The 21981-nt window shown below is 32.9% G+C and carries 16 protein-coding genes; 11 read left to right on the top strand and 5 right to left on the bottom strand.

Annotated elements, in window-relative coordinates; translation table 11 throughout:
* The first annotated feature begins 12 nt into the window (after nucleotides 1-12).
* The 5 genes from A8975_RS11495 to A8975_RS11475 all read left to right on the top strand — a co-directional run bounded on the left by A8975_RS11495 (nucleotide 13) and on the right by A8975_RS11475 (nucleotide 7755).
* Nucleotides 13-3534: an efflux RND transporter permease subunit gene (locus A8975_RS11495; RefSeq protein WP_134200631.1), complete on the top strand. Its 3522-nt coding sequence runs from the start codon at nucleotides 13-15 to the stop codon at nucleotides 3532-3534.
* Between the two features lie 126 nt (nucleotides 3535-3660).
* Complete coding sequence (gene aspS / locus A8975_RS11490; RefSeq protein ID WP_134200629.1) at nucleotides 3661-5415, top strand: aspartate--tRNA ligase; 1755 nt, start codon at nucleotides 3661-3663, stop codon at nucleotides 5413-5415.
* Nucleotides 5416-5460: 45 nt separating this feature from the next.
* On the top strand, nucleotides 5461-7236 hold the full coding sequence (locus A8975_RS11485; protein WP_134200627.1) for a chloride channel protein: 1776 nt from the start codon (nucleotides 5461-5463) through the stop codon (nucleotides 7234-7236).
* Nucleotides 7233-7475 carry a hypothetical protein gene (locus A8975_RS11480; protein WP_134200625.1) on the top strand — a complete coding sequence of 81 codons (243 nt, stop codon included), beginning with the start codon at nucleotides 7233-7235 and terminating at the stop codon, nucleotides 7473-7475. The genes A8975_RS11485 and A8975_RS11480 overlap by 4 nt, the downstream gene beginning before the upstream one ends.
* 88 nt (nucleotides 7476-7563) lie before the next feature.
* Complete coding sequence (locus tag A8975_RS11475; protein WP_134200623.1) at nucleotides 7564-7755, top strand: cold-shock protein; 192 nt, start codon at nucleotides 7564-7566, stop codon at nucleotides 7753-7755.
* Nucleotides 7756-7818: 63 nt separating this feature from the next.
* On the opposite strand, the gene A8975_RS11470 is transcribed toward A8975_RS11475, so the two are convergent.
* Nucleotides 7819-8268 (bottom strand): nucleoside deaminase, encoded by a 450-nt coding sequence (locus A8975_RS11470; protein WP_131508771.1) that lies wholly within the window; start codon nucleotides 8266-8268, stop codon nucleotides 7819-7821.
* Nucleotides 8269-8347: 79 nt separating this feature from the next.
* On the opposite strand from A8975_RS11470, the gene A8975_RS11465 reads away from it, so the two are divergent.
* Both A8975_RS11465 and A8975_RS11460 read left to right on the top strand, forming a co-directional pair.
* Entirely contained in the window at nucleotides 8348-9352 is a 1005-nt protein-coding gene (locus A8975_RS11465) for an energy transducer TonB (protein WP_134200621.1), read from the top strand.
* A 22-nt stretch (nucleotides 9353-9374) separates the two neighbouring features.
* Nucleotides 9375-11159 carry a 1-deoxy-D-xylulose-5-phosphate synthase gene (locus A8975_RS11460; protein WP_134200619.1) on the top strand — a complete coding sequence of 595 codons (1785 nt, stop codon included), beginning with the start codon at nucleotides 9375-9377 and terminating at the stop codon, nucleotides 11157-11159.
* On the opposite strand, the gene A8975_RS14575 is transcribed toward A8975_RS11460, so the two are convergent.
* Nucleotides 11133-11300, bottom strand: a complete 168-nt coding sequence (locus A8975_RS14575; RefSeq protein ID WP_161566756.1) for a hypothetical protein — start codon at nucleotides 11298-11300, stop codon at nucleotides 11133-11135. The two genes, A8975_RS11460 and A8975_RS14575, sit on opposite strands and share 27 nt — an antisense overlap.
* Nucleotides 11301-11479: 179 nt before the next feature.
* Nucleotides 11480-12823: a deoxyguanosinetriphosphate triphosphohydrolase gene (locus A8975_RS11455; protein WP_134200617.1), complete on the bottom strand. Its 1344-nt coding sequence runs from the start codon at nucleotides 12821-12823 to the stop codon at nucleotides 11480-11482.
* A gap of 201 nt (nucleotides 12824-13024) precedes the next feature.
* Here A8975_RS11455 and A8975_RS11450 point away from each other — a divergent pair, with 201 nt between their 5' ends.
* Both A8975_RS11450 and A8975_RS11445 read left to right on the top strand, forming a co-directional pair.
* Nucleotides 13025-14296, top strand: a complete 1272-nt coding sequence (locus A8975_RS11450; protein WP_131508767.1) for a hypothetical protein — start codon at nucleotides 13025-13027, stop codon at nucleotides 14294-14296.
* Between the two features lie 93 nt (nucleotides 14297-14389).
* Complete coding sequence (locus A8975_RS11445; protein ID WP_131508766.1) at nucleotides 14390-17227, top strand: TonB-dependent receptor; 2838 nt, start codon at nucleotides 14390-14392, stop codon at nucleotides 17225-17227.
* Between the two features lie 75 nt (nucleotides 17228-17302).
* Here A8975_RS11445 and A8975_RS11440 read toward each other — a convergent pair whose 3' ends face one another.
* A complete protein-coding gene (locus A8975_RS11440; RefSeq protein ID WP_131508765.1) occupies nucleotides 17303-17653 on the bottom strand; it encodes a toxin-antitoxin system YwqK family antitoxin in 351 nt (116 codons plus the stop codon).
* Between the two features lie 300 nt (nucleotides 17654-17953).
* Here A8975_RS11440 and A8975_RS11435 point away from each other — a divergent pair, with 300 nt between their 5' ends.
* Complete coding sequence (locus tag A8975_RS11435; protein WP_134200615.1) at nucleotides 17954-20254, top strand: inorganic phosphate transporter; 2301 nt, start codon at nucleotides 17954-17956, stop codon at nucleotides 20252-20254.
* 4 nt (nucleotides 20255-20258) lie between these two features.
* Here A8975_RS11435 and A8975_RS11430 read toward each other — a convergent pair whose 3' ends face one another.
* Entirely contained in the window at nucleotides 20259-20750 is a 492-nt protein-coding gene (locus tag A8975_RS11430; RefSeq protein ID WP_134200613.1) for an RDD family protein, read from the bottom strand.
* A 495-nt stretch (nucleotides 20751-21245) separates the two neighbouring features.
* Here A8975_RS11430 and A8975_RS11425 point away from each other — a divergent pair, with 495 nt between their 5' ends.
* Nucleotides 21246-21980, top strand: coding sequence for a LytR/AlgR family response regulator transcription factor (locus A8975_RS11425; protein WP_131508762.1), 735 nt, complete (start codon nucleotides 21246-21248; stop codon nucleotides 21978-21980).
* Nucleotide 21981: the final 1 nt, after the last annotated feature.

The following is a 21981-nucleotide window of genomic DNA, read 5'->3' as shown; positions in this document are numbered from 1 at the left end:
TCAACCAAAGTTATGACTGACAAACAGAAAAAAGTCAATAAAGAATTTGGGTTGTCCTCATGGGCAATCAACAATAAAACGACAATGTATGTCCTTATATTGGTATTCTTTTATCTAGGTGTTTCGGCATTTTTTGATATGCCACGAGAAAACTTCCCAGAAGTAAACGAAACCAAAATATATGTAAGCACTGTTTTTCCAGGAAACACAGCTGAGGACATTGAAAAACTAGTAACAGACCCACTAGAAGACCAGCTAAAAACCGTAAGTAATGTAGTAGAAATAACCTCTACCTCAGCCGAAGATTATTCTATGGTAATTGTTGAGTTTGACGAAAACTTAACCGTTGAACAAGCCAAACAGAAGGTAAAAGACGAAATAGAATCTGAAACTGCTGGCGAGGATTGGCCAACATTTAATGGTGCAAAAGTAGAACCTGATGTGTTTGAGCTAAGTCTTTCAGAAGAAATGCCAATTCTAAACATTAATATTTCTGGTGATTATCCTGTAGAAAAACTTAAAGAATATGGTGAGTACCTTCAAGATGAAATTGAAGACTTACTAGAAATTAAAGAAGTTGCTATTCGTGGTGCGCAAGAAAAAGAAGTTGAAGTTGCTGTAGATATTTATAAAATGACCGCAGCTAAAGTAACCTTTAGCGATATCATTAATGCCATAAATGGTGGAAACGTAACTATGTCTGCTGGTAACATCAAAGCGAGTGGACAACGTCGTACGATTAGAGTTTTAGGTGAAATCGAAACACCTTCAGAATTGGAAAACTTTGTTGTAAAATCTGAAAACGATTATCCTATCTATTTAAAAGATGTTGCAACGGTCAGCTTTAAAGAAGAAGATAAAACCACTTATGCACGTGAGTATGGACATCCAGTAGTAATGCTTGATGTAAAAAAACGTGCTGGTAAAAATATGGTGGATGCTGCAGAACAAATTCATACTATAGTTAAGGAATCTAAAGAAAATGTTTTCCCTCAAGATTTAGACATTACCATTACTAACGACCAATCTTCAGTTACTATCGGTCAAGTTGATGATTTAGTAAACAATATCATTTTTGGAGTTATTCTGGTAGTAACCGTTTTAATGTTCTTCTTAGGATTTAAAAATGCCATATTTGTTGGGTTTGCAATACCAATGTCTATGTTTATGTCGCTCATGATACTAAGTATGTTTGGTATTACCCTAAACACCATGGTATTATTTGGACTAATTATGGGACTTGGTATGTTGGTAGACAATGGTATTGTGGTTGTTGAAAACGTCTATCGTTTAATGGACGAAGAAGGTATGAGCCGAATTGAAGCTGCTAAAAAAGGTATTGGTGAAATTGCGTTTCCTATTATCATTTCAACAGCAACTACAGTAGCTGCCTTTATTCCATTAGGATTATGGCCTGGAATTATGGGAGAATTTATGATGATTTTACCTCAAACACTATCTATAGTATTAGGATCATCATTATTCGTGGCTATTTTCTTTAACTCTGTTTTAGTATCTCAATTTATGAATACCGAAGACAAAGACATGCCTCTTCACAAAATCATAAGAACAACAATTATAATGGCTGTTATTGGTATTATTATATTTATTGTTGGTGGAGAATACAGAGCTTTAGGAACCTTAATGGTATTTACAGCTGTTATGCTTTGGGTGTATCGATTGTTTTTACGTAAATGGGCAAATAATTTCCAAACCAAAACATTAGTAAAACTAGAAAACTGGTATGAAAGACAATTGCGTAAAGCCTTAAAAGGTTGGCGTCCTTACGGTTTAGCTGTCGGAACATTTTTACTGCTTATTATTGCTTTTATAGCTTTTGGAGCTTCATTAGCTACCCAACGTACCAAAGTAGAGTTTTTCCCAGATAACATCCCGAATCAAATCATTGTTTACATTGAATATCCTGAAGGTACAGCAATTGAAAAAACCAATGCTATAACCAAAGAAATTGAAAAGATTGTTTACGATGTTTTAGATGACGACCAATATAAAAATGGCGATTACAACTTTATGGTTGAAAGTGCTGTATCTCAAGTTGGTGAAGGTGCTGGAAACCCACAAACCGATGGTGGTTCAGCTGCCGAAATGCCTCATAAAGCAAAAATTACCGCATCAATGCGTGAATTTAAATATCGTGAAGGTGAAGACAGTGAGTTACTGCGTCAAAAAGTTCAAAAAGCTTTAGTTGGCATATTCCCAGGTGTATTAATCTCTGTAGAAAAAAATGTTGATGGACCTCCTGCAGGAGCACCAATTAATATCGAATTAGAAGGTGAAGACTATAACGAACTTATCAATGCTGCTGAGCAAATGCGTGAGTTTATCAACAGTAAAAACGTAGCTGGTATTGATGAGCTTAAAATTGATGTTAACAAAGACAAACCTGTAATGCGTGTTATTGTTGACAGAGAAAAAGCAGGTGAATTAGGTGTATCTGCATCACAAGTTGGGCAGCAATTACGTAATTCTATTTTTGGGTCTAAAGCTGGTATTTACAAAGAAGGTGGTGACGATTATGATATTTATGTGAGATTTAATGAAGATAACCGCTACAATAAAAGTGCACTTTTCAATCAAAAAATCACATTTAGAGATATGGCAAGTGGGCAAATTAAAGAGATACCTGTTTCTGCCATTGCTCATGCCGAAAATACTTCAGGTTTTAGTGCTATTAAACACAAAGACACCAAGCGTGTGGTAACAGTTTATTCAGCATTAGCACCAGGATTTACTGATGCAGGAGCTGTGGTAACCCAAATTCAAAATGAAATGCAGGCTTACGAAGGTTTGCCTGATAATATTAAAGTAGATTATACTGGTCAAATTGAAGAGCAAAACAAACAAATGGCCTTTTTAATGGGTGCATTCTTTACAGGTTTAGGTTTAATTTTCTTCATTTTAATATTCCAATTTAACTCTATTTCAAAGCCAACAATTATCATGTTAGCGATCTTCTTAAGTTTAATAGGTGTATTTGGAGGAATTGTTATAACAGGAAGCGCCTTTGTAATTATGATGACCATGGTTGGTATTATATCACTAGCAGGAGTTGTGGTAAACAATGGTGTTGTACTCCTAGATTACGCACAACTGTTAATTGACCGAAAAAAGGTAAATCTTAATCTTGAAGATGACGATTACCTTGAAGAAGAAGATTTATACGAAAGTATTGTAAAAGCAGGTAAAGCACGTTTACGTCCAGTACTATTAACTGCAATCACAACTATATTTGGTTTAGTACCATTAGCCATTGGATTAAACATTAATTTCTTTACATTATTTAAAGAGTTTGATGCTAATGTATACATTGGTGGTGACAACGTTATTTTCTGGGGACCATTAGCTTGGACAGTAATTTACGGATTACTTATTGCAACGTTCCTTACCCTTATTATAGTTCCTGTTCTATTCTTCTTAGTCACTAAGTTTAAAATGTGGCTCCGAAAAAGATCATCTGGCAATGAAGAAGAAGAGCAAGTAGCGTTTTCTATGAATGAACGCATTGAAGAATAATGAAAGTACTATCTTAACCCTGTTTAAGTAGTTTGATTAATAGCAGAAAAGCCTCTACAAATGTTGAGGCTTTTTTTATTTGATAATCATTTAACTTCATTAAATTTGCACATCAAAATTTATAGTATGTATAGAAGTCATAACTGTGGTGAGTTAAGAGCATCACATATTAATACAGAAGTAACACTTTCAGGTTGGGTTCAAAAAGTTCGTGATAAAGGCTTTATGGTTTGGGTAGACTTACGCGACCGTTATGGTATTACACAACTTATTTTTGATGAAGAACGCACTTCTAAAACCATGATGGAACAAGCTCAAAAGCTAGGTCGTGAGTTTGTCATTCAAGTTACAGGAACTGTTATTGAACGTGCTTCTAAAAACCCTAACATACTTACAGGCGACGTTGAAATATTGGTAAGCAAATTAACCATTTTAAACTCTGCCAAATTACCGCCTTTTACTATTGAAGATGATACAGATGGAGGTGAAGAGTTACGTATGAAGTATCGTTACTTAGATATTCGTCGTAATCCAGTAAAAAACAGTTTGATATTCAGACATAAAGTTACTCAAGAAGTTCGCAACTATTTATCAAAAGAAGGTTTTATAGAAGTAGAAACTCCGTATTTAATTAAGTCTACTCCTGAAGGAGCTCGCGATTTTGTGGTACCTTCTCGTATGAACGAAGGTCAATTTTATGCGCTTCCGCAGTCACCTCAAACTTTTAAGCAATTGCTTATGGTTGGTGGAATGGATAAGTATTTTCAAATTGTAAAATGCTTTAGAGATGAAGATTTACGTGCCGACAGACAACCTGAGTTTACACAAATAGACTGTGAAATGGCGTTTGTAGAGCAAGAAGATATCTTAAACGCTTTTGAAGGTTTAACACGTCATTTACTTAAAGAAGTAAATGGAGTTGATATTCAAGAATTCCCAAGAATGCTTTATGACGATGCTATGCGCTTGTATGGAAACGACAAACCAGACATTCGTTTTGGAATGGAGTTTGGAGAACTTAACGAAGTAGCACAACATAAAGACTTTGGTGTTTTTAACAACGCTGAATTAGTAGTAGGAATCGCTGTTCCTGGAGGAAACAGTTACACAAGAAAAGAGATAGACAAACTTATTGACTGGGTAAAGCGACCGCAAGTTGGCGCTTTAGGAATGGTGTATTGTCGTTGTAATGATGATGGTACTTTCAAATCTTCAGTGGATAAGTTTTATGACCAAGACGATTTAGCTAAATGGGCTGAAGTAACTGGAGCTAAAGCAGGAGATTTAATTTGTGTGCTATCTGGTGACACAAATAAAGTAAGAACACAGTTAAGTGCTTTACGTATGGAGCTTGCTGAACGTTTAGGATTAAGAAAACCAAATGAATTTGCACCACTTTGGGTAATGGATTTTCCATTATTAGAATGGGATGAAGACACAGAGCGTTACCATGCAATGCATCATCCATTTACTTCTCCAAAACCAGGACAATTGGAACTTTTAGAAACCAACCCTGGAGCTGTTAAAGCAAACGCTTATGATTTAGTGTTAAACGGAAACGAAATTGGTGGTGGTTCTATAAGAATTCATGATAAAAAAACACAAGCCTTAATGTTTGACTATTTAGGGTTTACCGAAGAAGAAGCAAAAGCGCAGTTTGGTTTCCTTATGAATGCCTTTGAATATGGAGCTCCTCCTCATGGTGGTTTAGCTTTTGGACTAGATAGACTAGTGGCTATTCTTGGAGGTCAAGAAACCATTAGAGATTTTATTGCATTCCCAAAAAACAATTCTGGTCGAGATGTTATGATAGATGCTCCTGCTCCTATTGATGAAGAGCAACTCACAGAACTCAATTTAAAACTCAATTTAAAATCATAAAAATAAAATCCTGCTAATTGCAGGATTTTTTAGTAGTTTTAATTTATGCCAGCAAAATCATTCTTAAAACGAATACATATATGGAGATACAAGTATATTTCCCATAAAAACTTTGTATTCCTTTTAAGTATTTTAATTGGTTTACTAGCTGGAATTGTTTCAGTAATCATAAAAAATATTACCTATGGTATTGAGTGGTTTTTAGAAACTATTACCTTTTCTCAAAGTAGTTTTTACTTCATTTTTCCAATTATTGGGTTGTGGCTAGTGTATTTGTTTGTTAAGCATATTTCAAAACAACCTATTGAACACGCTATCCCAACCATACTATTTTCACTTTCCAAAAAGAATGGTTTATTAAAGCGAAGTAAAATTTACTTACCGCTAATTACTGCTCCAATAACAGTAGGTTTTGGTGGTTCGGTAGGACTATTAGGTCCTGCAATAGCCTCTGCTTCTGCTATAAGCTCTAATATTGGTCAACTATTTCATATTGATAGGAAAACAAGAACTTTATTAATAGGCTGTGCATCTGCAGGTGCTATAGCTTCTATTTTTAAATCGCCTATTGCAGCAATTATTTTCGCTATTGAAGTTTTTAGCTTAGACCTCACATTTGCTTCATTACTTCCGCTTTTAATTGCTTCGGTATCTTCGGTATTGACATCTTATTTCTTTTTAGGTGATGAAGTGCTGTTCAACTTTACCGTTGTTGATAAATTCACCATTAAAGACACGCTGTTTTACTTAGTACTTGGTGTTGGAACAGGAATAGCTTCTATCTATTTTTCTAAAATATACTTTGGCGTTTATGCATTTTTTAATCGGTTTAAAACCAATGGTCAAAAGTTAATTATAGGTGGTTTAGCAATAGGTACTATGCTTTATTTTATTCCGCCTTTATATGGTGAAGGTTTTGGTTTTATAAATGATTTATTACACGACAACCATCTAAAAGCATTAGGAAAAACTCCTTTTGACGCTTTTATTGATAACATTTGGGTTGTTATTGCTTTATTAATAGGGATTACAATTTTTAAAGCCATTGCCATGACCACAACTCTTGCAGCTGGTGGAGCTGGTGGTATTATTATCCCAACAATGGTTATGGGTAGTGCCTTGGGAAATGTTGTGGCAAAAATCATTAATAATCTAGGACTGAATTTTAATGTATCTGAATCTAATTTCACTTTAATAGGAATGGCAGGATTAATTGCTGGTGTACTTCACGCGCCTTTAACTGCTATATTTTTAATTGCCGAAATTACTGGTGGCTACGAACTTTTTGTTCCTTTAATGATTACAGTTTCTATGTCGTTCATTATTACCAAAAATGCTGTTGAGCACACTATTTACACTAAAGAATTGGCTGAAAAAGGTGCTTTGTTAACTCATAATAAAGACAAAAGTGTATTAACATTAATGACTTTAGATAGTGTGATTGAAAATGATTTTACGCTTTTACATCCTGAAATGTCTTTAGGCAAAATGCTTCATAAAGGTGTTGCAAAATCAAGCAGGAATTTATTTCCTGTTGTAGATGAAGACAAACGATTGGTTGGTATTATTCTATTGGACGATATAAGAAATGTGATGTTTGACCAAAGTTTATATAACACTACTTCGGTTGAAACTTTTATGCATAATCCACCAGATTATATAAACTACAATGAAGATTCCATGCAAAAGGTAATGCAGCGCTTTCAAGATTCTGGAGCTTGGAACTTACCTGTAATAAAAGATGGAAAGTACTATGGGTTTGTGTCAAAATCTAAATTACTCACTGCCTATAGACGCGAATTGATTAATTTTACATCATGATTCGATTTATAAAAATTTTCACAGGCATTGCGTTTTTTGCTTCACTAGCATCTATTATTTGTGGTTTTTCTATTGATGCAGAATACTCTCAAAAACTCATTGGATTAGGTGTGGTAGGGTTGTTTTTTGTTGTGTTTCCGTTGTTTTCATACTACAGATGGAAAGATAAAAACCTTAAAGACTATATGATTACCAATGAGAATTTAGAAAAAATGCGAAATCGTGAAAAAAAACGCTGATTATCAATTTTTTAATAAAAATACAATTTGTTAACATATTGCTTCATTTAATATTATACCTTTGTCCTTTAATTAATATTTTTTTACAATGACTGGAACAGTTAAATTTTTTAATGATTCAAAAGGATTTGGATTCATTACCAACGACGAAACAGGAAAAGACATTTTCGTACACGTTTCAAACCTAAACGGTATTGAACTTCGTGAAGGCGATAATGTGGAGTACACAGAAGAAGAAGGAAGAAAAGGGATGGTTGCCGCTAACGTGCAAGTTCTCTAAGCGATATACTTTATTTATCACAGTTTCAACGCTCAACAGAAATGTTGGGCGTTTTTTTATGCCCTAATTTAAATTGCGTTTTTCAATAAAAAAACGCTTTAACAGTTGCGAAGCTTCGTCTTGCAGTACACCTCCTACCATTTTAGTTTTTGGATGTAGTTTTGTTTTTAGGTTTATACAACCACGTTCTTCATCACTAGCTCCATACACTATCTTAGATATTTGACTCCAATACAATGCACCAGCACACATCTGGCAAGGTTCTAGAGTAACATACAATGTACAGTTGTGCAGATATTTTCCTCCTAAAAAATTTGCTGCAGCAGTAATAGCTTGCATTTCGGCATGAGCAGTAACATCATTGAGCAACTCAGTAAGGTTATGTGCTCTTGCTATAATTCTATCTTCAATTACAATAACAGCTCCAACAGGAATTTCGCCTTTTTCAAAAGCAATTTCAGCTTCCTGTAAAGCTTTTTTCATAAAATAGGTATCGTCAAAAGGGTTTTCCATGGTTGTAAAAATACAATTCTAATTGAATCAAAAACAAATCGGCAAGAAATTTGATATTCAAACTACAAAGCTATTAATTATGAAACCTCACTATTCAATTTCTATTCCCAAACCATGTCATGAAAACTGGTTGAAAATGACGCCTAATGAAAAAGGACGTTTTTGTCAATCTTGCTCCAAAACCGTTGTCGACTTTACAAACATGACCACTGATGACATTCAAGACTTTATCCATGCCAACAAACACCAGCGCATTTGTGGACACATTAAACAAAGTCAATTAGATACCATTAACCTAAAAGTGTCTCAAAGTGTTTTTGATCAAACACTAAGTTTTCATAAAATGTTCTTATTGGCATTATTATTAGCCATGGGAACCACTATTTTTAGTTGTGCTGATGAAAAAGGCAATACAAAGAAAATTGAAAGCATTGAGTTGATAGATGCAAAAACAGACACTATTGAAAAAATGGGAGAAATTGATAAAGATATTGAACATATACTTGATGAAACTCTAGAAAAGAAATCAAAAAAAGATACTATTAAAGGCATTAAACCACCACCAAAACCTGTGTTAACTGGTATAGTTATTGAAATTGATGAACACCCAAAAACCGATAAAACTTCCTCAAAGACATCAAAAAAAGATTCTACAGAAATTACAGCTCCTCCTTTTTGCCCTATTCCTAATGTAACTGGAGAAATTATTGAAGTTGAAGAAAATATAATATTAGGTTTTATTCAAGTTGAAAATCCTCCTGAGTTTAAAAACACACCTAAAAGTTTAAGTGTTGTTGAAAAACGAGATTATTTTAATAAAAAAATCGGTGAATTTGTGAATGAGATTTTTAAAATACCGCAAGGAGATTTAGGTTTATCTGGCAAACAAAGAATTCATGTCCAATTCACTATAGATGAGCAAGGAACTACAAAAGACATCAAAGTAAGATCACCTCATCCTTATTTTGATAAAGAAGCCACACGAGTTATGAAGCTACTTCCTCAATTTATTCCAGCAAAACAGCGTGATAAAAATGTTGCATCAGTATACTCTTTACCTATTATTTTTGATATTAAAGACTAATTAATTCTTGTACTTTTGTATAGTGCAAAAAAGACATTTAGACCATATTAACGTTCCTAAGGATTTACGTCAATTATCAGTTGATGATTTACCTCAACTTGCTAAAGAACTACGTGAATTTATCATTAACATTGTCGCAACTAAAGAAGGACATCTTGGTGCTAGTCTTGGTGTGGTAGAACTTACAATAGCGTTACACTACGTATTTAATACTCCTGATGACATTTTGGTTTGGGATGTTGGTCATCAAGCGTATGTGCATAAAATTTTAACTGGTAGAAAAACCGTTTTTGACACCAACAGGCAATTTGGTGGTATTAGTGGGTTTCCTAAACGTAGCGAAAGTGAGTTTGACACCTTTGGTGTTGGGCATTCTTCTACATCAATATCAGCAGCTTTAGGAATGGCAATTGCTTCTCAGTTAAAGAATGAAAACAAACACCATATTGCAGTCATTGGCGATGCATCAATTGCAAGCGGAATGGCTTTTGAAGGTCTTAATCATGCTGGAGTAACTAATGCTAATTTGTTGGTGATTTTAAACGACAATGCTATTGGAATAGACCCAAGTGTTGGTGCTTTAAAACAGTATTTAACCAATGTAAAAAAAGGTACTCAAAAACAAGACAATATTTTTGAAGCTCTAAACTTTAACTATTCAGGACCTATTGATGGCCATGATTTAACACTTTTGATCTCAGAACTCAACAGACTAAAAACCGTTAAAGGACCTAAGTTCCTTCATATAATAACTACTAAAGGAAAAGGGTTAAAGCAAGCTGAAAACGATCAAGTAAAATATCACGCTCCTGGAAAGTTCAATGCTAAAACAGGCGAACTGATTGTTAAATCGGGTTCTAGCCAACCTCCTAAATTTCAGGATGTATTTGGATTAACCATTGTTGAGATTGCAAAAAACAACAAAAACATAATTGGGATTACTCCTGCGATGCCTACTGGAAGTTCTTTAAAATACATGATGAAAGAATTTCCTAAACGTGCTTTTGATGTTGGTATTGCCGAACAACATGCAGTAACTTTTGCTGCAGGTTTGGTTACCCAAGGTTTTACTGTATTTTGTAATATTTATTCTACATTTTTACAACGTGCTTACGATCAAGTAATACACGATGTTGCTACTCAAAATCTTCCTGTCATTTTTTGCTTGGATAGAGCAGGATTGGTTGGTGAAGATGGAGCGACACATCATGGTGTTTTTGATTTGGCTTACTTACGATGTATCCCTAATTTAATTGTTTTTGCACCTAGAAACGAAATTGAATTACGCAATATTATGTACACTGCGCAATTAGGTTTAGACCATCCAATTGCCATAAGGTATCCTAGAGGACGAGGTAGTGTAATAGATTGGAAAACCCCTTTTGAAACTTTACAAATAGGTAAAGGTATTCAACTAAAAGAAGGTAAAGACGTTGCTGTTTTAAGTATTGGTTCTATTTACAAAAACGTTGAAAATGCTATTGAAAACTGCAAGTATACTGATACAATTGCTCATTTTGATATGCGTTTTGTAAAACCACTTGACGAGAGTTTATTGCATCATATTTTTAAAACATTTAAAGCTGTAATAACAATTGAAGACGGAACAGTAGTTGGTGGCTTTGGTAGTGCAGTTTTAGAGTTTAAGTCAAAATATGATTACTCAGCAAAAACAGAAGTTGTTGGTATTCCTGATGAATTTATTCAACATGGAACGGTTGACCAATTACAAAAGGTTTCTAAAATGGATGTAGATAGCTTGGTTAAAACTATTGAAGACCTATTCCTCAGTATCAGTAGTAGCTAAATCTGGTTGCTGATCTACATTGTACATATCAATGTTTTGTACATGCTGTGAATTTTTGCTTTTAGAGATATCGTCTATCATTAGCAAAAACGCTACTGTTACAAAAAATATAACTATCGCACCTAATAGATTTTTTTTCATCTTAGTAGATTTATGGGATTGTGTTAACAAATATAACAAATCATCGTTAAAACACAAATTTTATCGATGAAATGCAATTATTTAATTTCCCATCTATACTCTCAAAGTTCAGGCTTAATTCAACCACTTTAAAAAAAACAGTTGAAAATTATCAACATTTATATTAACAATTTGAGTATTTATAGGTGATTACCTTTAAGTTTTCTATAGGTTAAAATTGCATTACTGTCAGAAAGTTTTGAAATATAATTACATACAGCCATTAGGCAACTGTAAAGATTATCATCATTCAAATTAACAGTTTTTGGTAATGATTTTAAAACTAAACTATTAAAACTAGAAAGTGAATTATTCAATTTATTGTCGACTGCATCAGTATATACGTTCAGTAACTGATTTAAAACTTCATAACCAGAAATCTCTTTATCAATTACCTCTTCAGACTGGTAAACATTTGAAATGCTGATTTGAATAATATCCTTTATCTGGGCTTTGTATTTACTCAAATCCAATAAAGCTTTGGAAAATGTTCCATCTAAAATAGCTCCTTCATTTTCAATAAATAATTCAACAGCTTCGTTAATTAACGTATTAATAGCTAAAGCTCTTAAATAACTAACCCTATCTTGTGTGGTCGTTAATTCGTGATATTTTGAAGTATTAATTGAGCCTCTAACAAGATTAATAAGATACTCAAGCGCATATTCTTCTTGTATTAACCCAAGATTGATACCATCTTCAAAATCAATAATAGTGTAGCAAATATCATCAGCGGCTTCAACCAAGTAAGTTAGTGGATGTCTACTAAAACTAATATCATTATCATTACTACGCTTTACAAGACCTAGTTCTTTAACAACATCTAAAAACACTGATTTTTCACTTTGAAAAAAGCCATATTTTTTATCAGCAATATGAGTTGTTGGCTTTTTAGGCAATGACTCTTTAGGGTACTTTATAAAAGCACCTAAGGTAGCATAGCTCAACCTTAAACCTCCTTCTCTACCTGGTCTACTCTCGGTTAATATTTTAAAGCCATTGGCATTTCCTTCAAAGTCGCATAAATCTTGATACTCTTTTTGCGTAAGTTTATCTTTAAACTTTACACCTTTTCCTGTTTTAAAAAACTCACCTATACTTTTTTCTCCAGAATGTCCAAAAGGCGGATTACCAATATCATGCGCTAAAGCAGCTGCGGCAACAATAGCTCCAAAATCATTTGCTTGATAACCATGAATATTTTGTAAATAAGGATGCTTCTCTATTAACCTTTGTCCTGCCTTTCTACCTAAAGACCTACCCACGACACTTACCTCTAAACTGTGCGTTAAACGAGTATGAACAAAATCGGTTTTAGAAAGTGGAATAACTTGAGTTTTGTCTTGAAGACTTCTAAACTCCGAAGAAAATATAACCCTATCATAATCAACCTCAAACCCTAATCTAGTCTCATCCTGCTCCTTTCTTAGCCTTTTATTAGTATCACCAAATCGTTTTAAAGAGAGTAATTGTTCCCAATTCATAACAAAATATTAAGTGCTCGCAAGATAGCTAATTCAATGTTAATTTAATGTTTAGAGAAACTCAAAAAATCAAGGTTTGGTAACATTTAAATAACTTTTTTATTACCAATGTTTAACTTCTGATTAACCTTGTCTTTACAGTTCAACAGTTTCTTTGCAGCATCGATTTAATATAACAAAACTATTTTAAAAAAAAGTAAAATGAGAAAATTAACTTTAGCCGTATTAACAATGCTATCATTAGTATTTACTGGCTGTTTTAAAGATGACGATACTCCTATTATTATTGAGGAAACTACAATCATCAATCAAGGTGGTGGAGATGGTGGAGGAGATATTTGTCCTACTGTTTCTGTAACAGGAGCAATTACTTCAGACACAACTTGGTCTAGCGACAACATTTATGTTTTAAACCAAAAAGTAGTGGTAGACAATGGTGCTACTTTAACTATCCAACCAGGTACAATAATTAAAGGTTCTCCAGGAACTGGTTCATTAGCTTCTGCATTAATTATTGCTAGAGGTGCTAAAATAAACGCTGTAGGGACTGCTTCTCAGCCAATTATCTTTACTTCTACAAGTGATAACATTACTTGTGGAGAAACTGCTGGTACTAACCTAGATGTAAACGATAGAGGTCTTTGGGGAGGATTATTAGTTATGGGTTATGCTCCATGTTCTTTCTCTGGAGATATTACTGAAGCTCAAATAGAAGGTATTCCTGCTGATGACACATTTGGTCTTTATGGTGGTTCTGATGCTGCTGACAACTCTGGTGTATTACAATATATTTCTATTCGTCATGGTGGAGCTTTAATTGGAGAAGGTAACGAAATTAACGGTTTAACTCTAGGTGGTGTTGGAACTGGAACTCTTATTAGCAATATTGAAGTTGTTGCTAACGTAGACGACGGTATTGAATTCTTTGGTGGTTCAGTTAACGCTTCTAACTTATTAGTTTGGGGACAAGGAGATGACGCTTTAGATATTGATCAAGCTTACTCTGGTACTATTGATAACGCTGTTGTAGTATTAGGGGAAGCTTCTGACCACGCATTTGAAATTGATGGTCCTGAAGGTTCTTTAACAGGTTCTTTTACTTTACAAAACGCAACTATTATTGGTAACACTGTAACTGCTGATGGTGAGTATGCTGACTATAGAAGTAATGCAATGGGAGCTACAAACAATATTCTTGCTTACGGATTTAAAGCTGAGTCAGATGTTGAATTAGACAACGATGGTGTTGCAACTAATTACAACGATGGTTTAGTAACTTTTAGCAACTGGGAAATTGTTTTACCTACAGGTGTTGCTAACGTAGAAGACATCTTTGTAAATAAAGCTGAAACTGTAACAGTAACAGGTTTTGGATCTGAAGCTACTGCTGTAACTCTAGGATCTCAAACAGTTGGAGCTGATTTATCAGACTTTGACTGGACTTATGCTAGCGCTTCTGGTGCTTTGCAATAAATCTAGACATTAATCTAGACAACGTTTTAACTCCCTTAAAAAAAACAATTGTCCACTAAAATAGGGTGGACAATTGTTTATAGAATATTTATTATGAAAAAAAATATATCTACATTTATTTTCTTTTTCTTTCTTGCAGTTTCTTTTTCTTATGCTCAAAAGGGTAAAGTTGCCGGAACAGTAATGGATGGTGAGTTTGTTGAACCAATGGCTTTTGCAAACATACTTGTAAAAGGCACTACTACTGGTACAACTTCAGACTTTGATGGAAAATATGAATTAGAATTAGAACCTGGAACTTATACTTTAATATTTTCTTTTGTTGGTTATGACACTCAAGAAATAAGTGAAATTGTTATCAAGTCTAACGAAATTACTGTAATTGATGTTACCTTAAGTACAAACTCACTTGAAACCGTTGTAGTAACCACAACAGTAAAAAGAAATACTGAAAATGCAGTATTGAACATGCAAAAAAAGTCTGTGACTTTATTAGATGGTCTTTCTGCTCAATCCATTAAAAGTAGTGGAGCAAGTTCAGTAGCTACGGCAGTAAAAAGTGTACCTGGTGTTTCTATTCAAGGTGGAAAATATGTGTATGTTAGAGGTCTTGGAGACCGTTATACCAAATCTATTTTAAATGGTGTTGATATTCCTGGTTTAGATCCAGACAGAAACACAATTCAAATGGATTTATTCCCAACAAGTATACTTGATAATGTAATAGTTTTAAAGTCTGCTTCTGCTGAGTATCCTGCTGATTTTACAGGTGGTGTAGTTGATATTATCACAAAAGATTTCCCAAATAAATTTGAGTCTTCAATTTCTCTAGGTATGGGATACAATCCTGATATGCACTTTAATGACAAATACTTGACATATACTGGTAGTGATACTGATTTTTTTGGTTATGACGATGGCACAAGAAATCTTCCAATAAACAGATACCAACCTATACCTGGTACTTTTGAAAACAGATTGTTATTGACTTCTTTAACAGATAAATTCAATAAAGAATTAGCCGCTAAGCAAGAAAATAGCGGAATGAATTTTGACTTAGGTTTTACACTTGGTGATCAGTATGATTTAGGTAATGATATGAAACTAGGTTACCAAACCTCTTTTTCTTACAAAAATGAAACAACATTTTATGAAGAAAGAATAGATGGAGCTTGGATAAGACAAAATGGTGACCCATCTGAATACCAACTTAACAGCACATTAAGCTCAAGAGGATCTGAAGGTATTAACAATATTATTTTAAATGGACTTGCCGGTGTATCTCTTAAGACTAAAAAGTCAAAGTACAAATTTAATGCACTACATATTCAAAATGGTGAATCAACTGCAGGTGTATATAACCAAGAGATCTCTGAAGATGGAACTGGTGGAGCTCAAGCTCCTATCTATAAAAATGCACTTACTTATACTGAGCGTTCTGTAACTAACTTTTTGCTTAGTGGTAGTCATAGATTTAGCAATGACGAAAATGCATGGAATTTAGATTGGAAACTTTCTCCTACCTTTTCTAAAGTGTACGACAAAGATCATCGTATTACACCATTGAGACCTTCAGACAATAACACATTTGTTATTAGTCCTAGTACTGCTACATACCCAATAAGAATTTGGAGATGGCTTCAAGAAGAAAACTGGGTTGGTAAAATTGACTTAAAGAAAAAATACAACCTTTTTAATAGTCCTGCGCAATTAAAGTTTGGTGGTAGCTATGTATATAAGTTTAGAGATTTTAGTATTGATGCATTCACTTTTCAAATAACTGGAGACGATTCATTTATTGAAAACGGAAATGTAGATAACTTATTAGCTACACAAAACATTTGGACACCTGACTCTGATAGCGGAACTCATATTACCTTTGGTGATACGTTTAATCCAGATAACGCTTATGAAGGTGAACATAACATTGCTTCAACTTACATTTCTAATGAGTTTAACATTACTGAGAAATTCAAAACCGTTTTAGGTTTAAGAACTGAGTATTTTAAAGCTTATTATACTGGTGCAGATACTCAAGAAGACATTGTTTATGAAAGAGAAGAAGTTCAAGATAAGTTTGACTTTTTCCCATCAGCAAACTTAATTTATTCTTTAAATGACAATGTAAATTTAAGAGCTTCTTACTATCGTACTACAGCTAGACCATCATTTAAGGAACAATCAAACTCACAAATCTATGACCCAATTACTAACAGACTGTTTATTGGTGATTTAGACTTGGTTCCTTCTTACATCAACAACTTTGATTTAAGATATGAGCGTTATGGAGATTCAGGTCAAATGTTTGCAATAAGTGGTTTTTATAAAGACTTTAAAGACCCTATCGAAATTACATTTTTCGAATCAGCAGCAAACCAATTAACACCTGCTAATTTAGGTAATGCTACTGTAATAGGTGGTGAGTTTGAATTTAGACAACGATTAGGCTTTATTTTAGAAAGTTTAAATGACCTTAAATTCAATGCTAACGTATCTGTAATAAGTTCAAAACTTGAAATGTCTCAGCAAGAATACAACCGTAGAGTACTTGCTGCAAGAGAAGGAGAATCAATAGATAGAGAGCGTGACCTACAAGGACAATCACCATTTTTATTAAATATTGGTTTAGACTATAACAACGAAGACATTGGTTTACAAACGGGATTATTTTATAATGTACAAGGTAAAACACTTGAGGTTGTTGGAACAGGAATTGTTCCTGATGTTTACACACAGCCTTTTAACAGTTTAAACTTTACATTAAACAAAGCTTTTGGAGAGACCAAAAACTCTTCTATAGAATTAAAAATAAGCAACCTATTAAACGATAAGAAAGAAAGCTTATCAGAATCTTTTAGAGCAGATGATCAAATATTCTCATTAAGAGATCCAGGAATTGAATTTTCTTTAGGTTATAGCTTTAAATTTTAATCAAATTAGTTTTATAAAATAAAAAAGGGCACTCTTTTCAGAGTGCCTTTTTGCTTTAATTTAATAAGGATAAACTTAATTTCTTATAGCTACATCAGTAGATTGTTTCCACTCTTGTACACTAGCAATTTTAGAATCTTTGTAGTCTACTTCTTTTAGTGTATCATCTACCCAAAAAAACCATTTACCAGATTTTTGACCATTGTTATAATTACCAACAGCAACTTTATTACCTTTTAAATCGTAACTTGTCCAAACACCATGCAATTCACCCTTAGCATTAAAAGTTCCTTCTTGTTCAACATTACCATTATCATGATAATAAGTAACCATAGTTAAATCTCCTTTTTTTTCTACCTTAGCATCTACCTGAGCAAAACTTAAACTAGACACCAACATCAATACAACTAATACTATATTTTTCATGTTACTTTGGGTTTTAATTAATGATTATGTAACAAATATAAAGATATATTTACAATTTTAAAACATTTTGGTAACACTTACGTAACATTAAATTAACATTGAAATTATAATTAGCTGATTTACAATTGTTTAATTTTTTAAAAAAATAAAAATTTAACATTGAAAGTTCACATTTCATAATAAAAACAATAGCTAACCTACTTCTATAATATATGTTAGTTAAAAAGAACATAACATTTTGGTAACATTTCGTTCAATTTAAAACAAGAAATTTGCTAATTAAATTTTGACTCTTTCTTAATGGAAAATATTTATATCTACATGTTGGTCGCTTTAGCTTTTTTAGCAATAGCTGACCTTGTAGTTGGTGTTAGTAATGATGCTGTTAACTTTTTAAACTCTGCTATAGGTTCTAAAGCAATTACGTTTAAAACTATAATGATAGTCGCTAGTCTTGGTGTTGCTCTTGGAGCGTTATCATCTAGCGGAATGATGGAAGTTGCAAGAAAGGGTATCTTTAATCCTGGGCAATTTATGTTTGATGAAATCATGGTCATTTTTATGGCTGTAATGATTACAGATATTCTTTTGCTAGATTTCTTTAATACACTTGGGTTACCTACTTCAACTACTGTATCTATTGTATTTGAATTATTAGGAGCTTCGGTTTGTGTGGCTTTACTTAAAATAAATGCTGATGACACTCAAAGCATTCTAGATCTTGGGACATATATCAATAACGAGAAAGCTATTGAAATTATATTAGGTATTCTACTATCAGTAGTTATAGCATTTAGTGTTGGTGCACTAATCCAGTTTATATCAAGAATTTTATTGTCGTTTAAATTCGAATCTAAACCAAGTTGGTATGGAGCTGTATTTAGTGGATTTGCAGTAACTTCAATACTTTATTTCATAATAATAAAAGGTTTAAAAAGTGCAACATTTATGAGTGGTAACTTTTTAGACTTAGTACAAGAAAACACTCTTGCTTTTTTAGGCATCAACCTTATTGCTTGGTCTTTAATATCAATGGTTGTTATCTCTGCATTTAAAACCAATATTTACAAAATGATTATCATCATAGGAACTTTTGCGTTAGCTATGGCTTTTGCAGGTAACGACCTTGTAAACTTTATTGGTGTTCCTATTGCTGCTTTTGACTCTTTCAATAAATGGTCTGCTAGTGGTATTTTGCCTACTGAATTTAGCATGGGCTCTTTAGCTGAAAAGGTTAAAACTGAACCTTACCTTTTACTTATTGCTGGATTAGTAATGGTGCTTACCTTATGGTTTTCTAGTAAGGCAAAGGCTGTTGTAAAAACATCAGTAGATTTATCTCGTCAAGATGATGTAAAAGAGCGTTTTGAACCAAACTTTTTATCGCGTAGTATCGTTAGAGGAAGTATTGCTATATCTAGTAGCTTCAATAGTCTTCTTTCTGCTTCTGCTAAAGAAAAAATTGAAAAACAGTTTGTTAAACCTGTACTTTCTTATACCTCATCTAAAGAAGATGCACCAGCTTTTGACCTTGTAAGAGCATCAGTAAACCTTATGGTTGCTAGTGTACTTATTTCTATAGCAACATCTATGAAATTACCTTTATCAACTACTTATGTAACATTTATGGTTGCAATGGGTACATCATTAGCTGATAGAGCTTGGGGAAGTGAAAGTGCTGTTTACAGAGTTGCTGGAGTTTTAAATGTTATTGGTGGTTGGTTCTTAACTGCTTTGTGCGCTTTTACTGCTGCTGCTATTATGGCTGTAATATTATTTTACGGAAAAGGTTATGCGTTATCTGCATTATTAACTATTGCCATAATTCTTCTTGTAAAAAACTATTTAAATCACAGAAAAAAATCTTTATCAATTAAAGAAACTGATAGTTTAAACAAAGCTGAAAGCAGCTCGCTACAAGGCGTTATCGTTGAAAGTGCTGGTAACATTTCAAACGTTATTAAAAGAGGAAATAAAATATATTCTGGTGCAATTAATGGATTAGCTACTCAAAACTTAAACGCACTTAAAAAGAATAAAAAGAATATTGAAAAACTATCTTCTGAGATTGAAGATTTAAGAGATAACATCTTCTATTTTATTAAAAATCTTGAAGACCCAAGTGTTAATGCGAGTAATTTCTACATCAATATTTTAAGCTACTTGCAAGATATGGCGCAATCTTTAGAATACATTTCTAAGGTAAGCCACAAACACATTAACAACAATCACAAAAAGCTTAAGTTTAGTCAAATAAAGGAACTTAAAGAGGTTGATGACCTAATTCAACGTTTATTTGATGATACAAAAACTTCATTTGACTCCGAAACTTTTGAAGAAATTGGCAAAGTGCTTAACAATAAAAAAGTGATTTTTGATACGCTCACCCAAAAAATTCAAAAGCAAGTGGAGCGTACTCGAACTGAAGAATCGAGTCCTAAAAACACGACACTTTATTTCAGCATTCTATTAGAAACTAAAGATTTGCTTACAGCTACTATGAATTTACTAGAAGAGTATTATCAGGCTTATGACGATACCGTTGTACCTGCAACTATAGCTGTAGACAAAAACAAATCTAAATCGTCTGAAGAAGAGTAGTAGTTTACTCGATTAGAGTATTACCAATAGCTTCAAGGTTAATCTCGCTTTGCTTTTTAGATTCAAATTTATCAATGTCAACAACATAAGTTTTTGAGATAGAATCGTGCCATCCTTTACCATTTGTTCCCAAAAAGGATAACATATCAAAAGGAATTAATCTGCACAGGCTTCTTATAAAAGCATCTTTTAACGTTATAGGCTCAGCGTCAATTTTAATGACTTTTGTTCTTGTTACATATTTACCTAATGTTCTTTCAGTATACCCTTCCATTAAGGTGTAATAGATAAGTAATAGTAAATAAGTAAAAACGTAGTCCATTACTGTAGACATTCCATTAAACCAATCACTCAATGCATAATTTCCTGTGAACTCCCCTAAATAGTAAAACCCATAAGACAGCCCATATATAACTGCGTATTGTGGCACTAAATCTATAAGATGGTTAACAAAACGCTTGCCTTTGCTTGCTAGTAAGTCTTCAGTAATTTCCATAGGTATGATTTGTTTTTGTTGAGCTATACATGTTGTGGTTTAACCAAAAATAATACGAGAAAACTTACAAAACAAAAAAGAGAGCCTAGACAAGCTCTCTTTTTCCCCAATAATTAACTAAACTAACTAAAACTTTTTATTTAAATTAAAAGGATAGTCACCTTAAACCCTGTGGAAAATATAAAAGTCAGGAATAAACCTGACTTTTATTTGTTGATTAATAGCATTTAATCAGATAAGTGAATCCCCACGATCACTTTATATTATGGTTAGGTTTCTATAAAATTTGTTACATCAAATATCTATAAATAAAATTGGTTTGTAAATTAGGTTTGTATAAATGGTTATGAAAATTGTATAGTTGGTAAGTAGGAATTTGATTTATTTTGTCAAAAACGCATTATTTAACGTTAATATTTAACATATTACACAAAAACACTGTCAAACCACACATATATTTAAAGTTGCAGATAATATATTGTTATATTTGATATTATGATAAAAGCTGTAATAGTTGACGATGAGCCAAAAGCTATTCAAAGTTTATCTTGGGAATTAACTAATTTTAGTAATGAGATAGAAATTACAAAAACGTTCTCTGACCCTGAAGTTGCCCTAGAATACTTAGAATACAATACTCCTGATTGTTTGTTTTTAGACATTCAAATGCCAGCAATGGATGGGTTTCAATTTTTAGACAAGTTACAACACAAGGATTTTGCTGTTGTAATCACTACAGCATATAATGAATATGCCATTAAAGCTTTAAAACATGAAGCTATAGACTATCTTTTAAAACCTATAGACTCTGATGATCTTCAAGACACAATAAAAAAAATCAAAAAGTTTAATTCCAGACTTTTAAATTCATCAAAAATTGAAAAGGCTCTCATAAACTTTAATGCTAAATTTGACCAAAAAAAGATTACCATTAATACCGATGGAAAACTCATATTCGTTACTCTTGATGATATTTTATTTGTTGAATCTGATGGAAATTATAGCACTATCTTTTTAGCCGATGGACAAAAAATTGTAGCTACAAAAAAATTAAAAGAAGTCAACGAAATTTTACCAGAACATTACTTTTTTAGAATACACAACTCTTTTATTATTAACCTTAATAAGATAAAAGAATTTATAAAAAATGAAGGCTATGTTGTTATGCAATCTAACCACAAAATACCTGTAGCCAGACAACGTAAATCTGATTTTTTAGAAAAATTATAGC

The sequence above is a fragment of the Meridianimaribacter flavus genome (genome assembly GCF_004366715.1).
Taxonomy (GTDB): domain Bacteria; phylum Bacteroidota; class Bacteroidia; order Flavobacteriales; family Flavobacteriaceae; genus Gaetbulibacter_B; species Gaetbulibacter_B jejuensis.
Note: the sequence above shows the minus strand (reverse complement) of the source record. Positions and strands in the feature narration are given on the sequence as shown.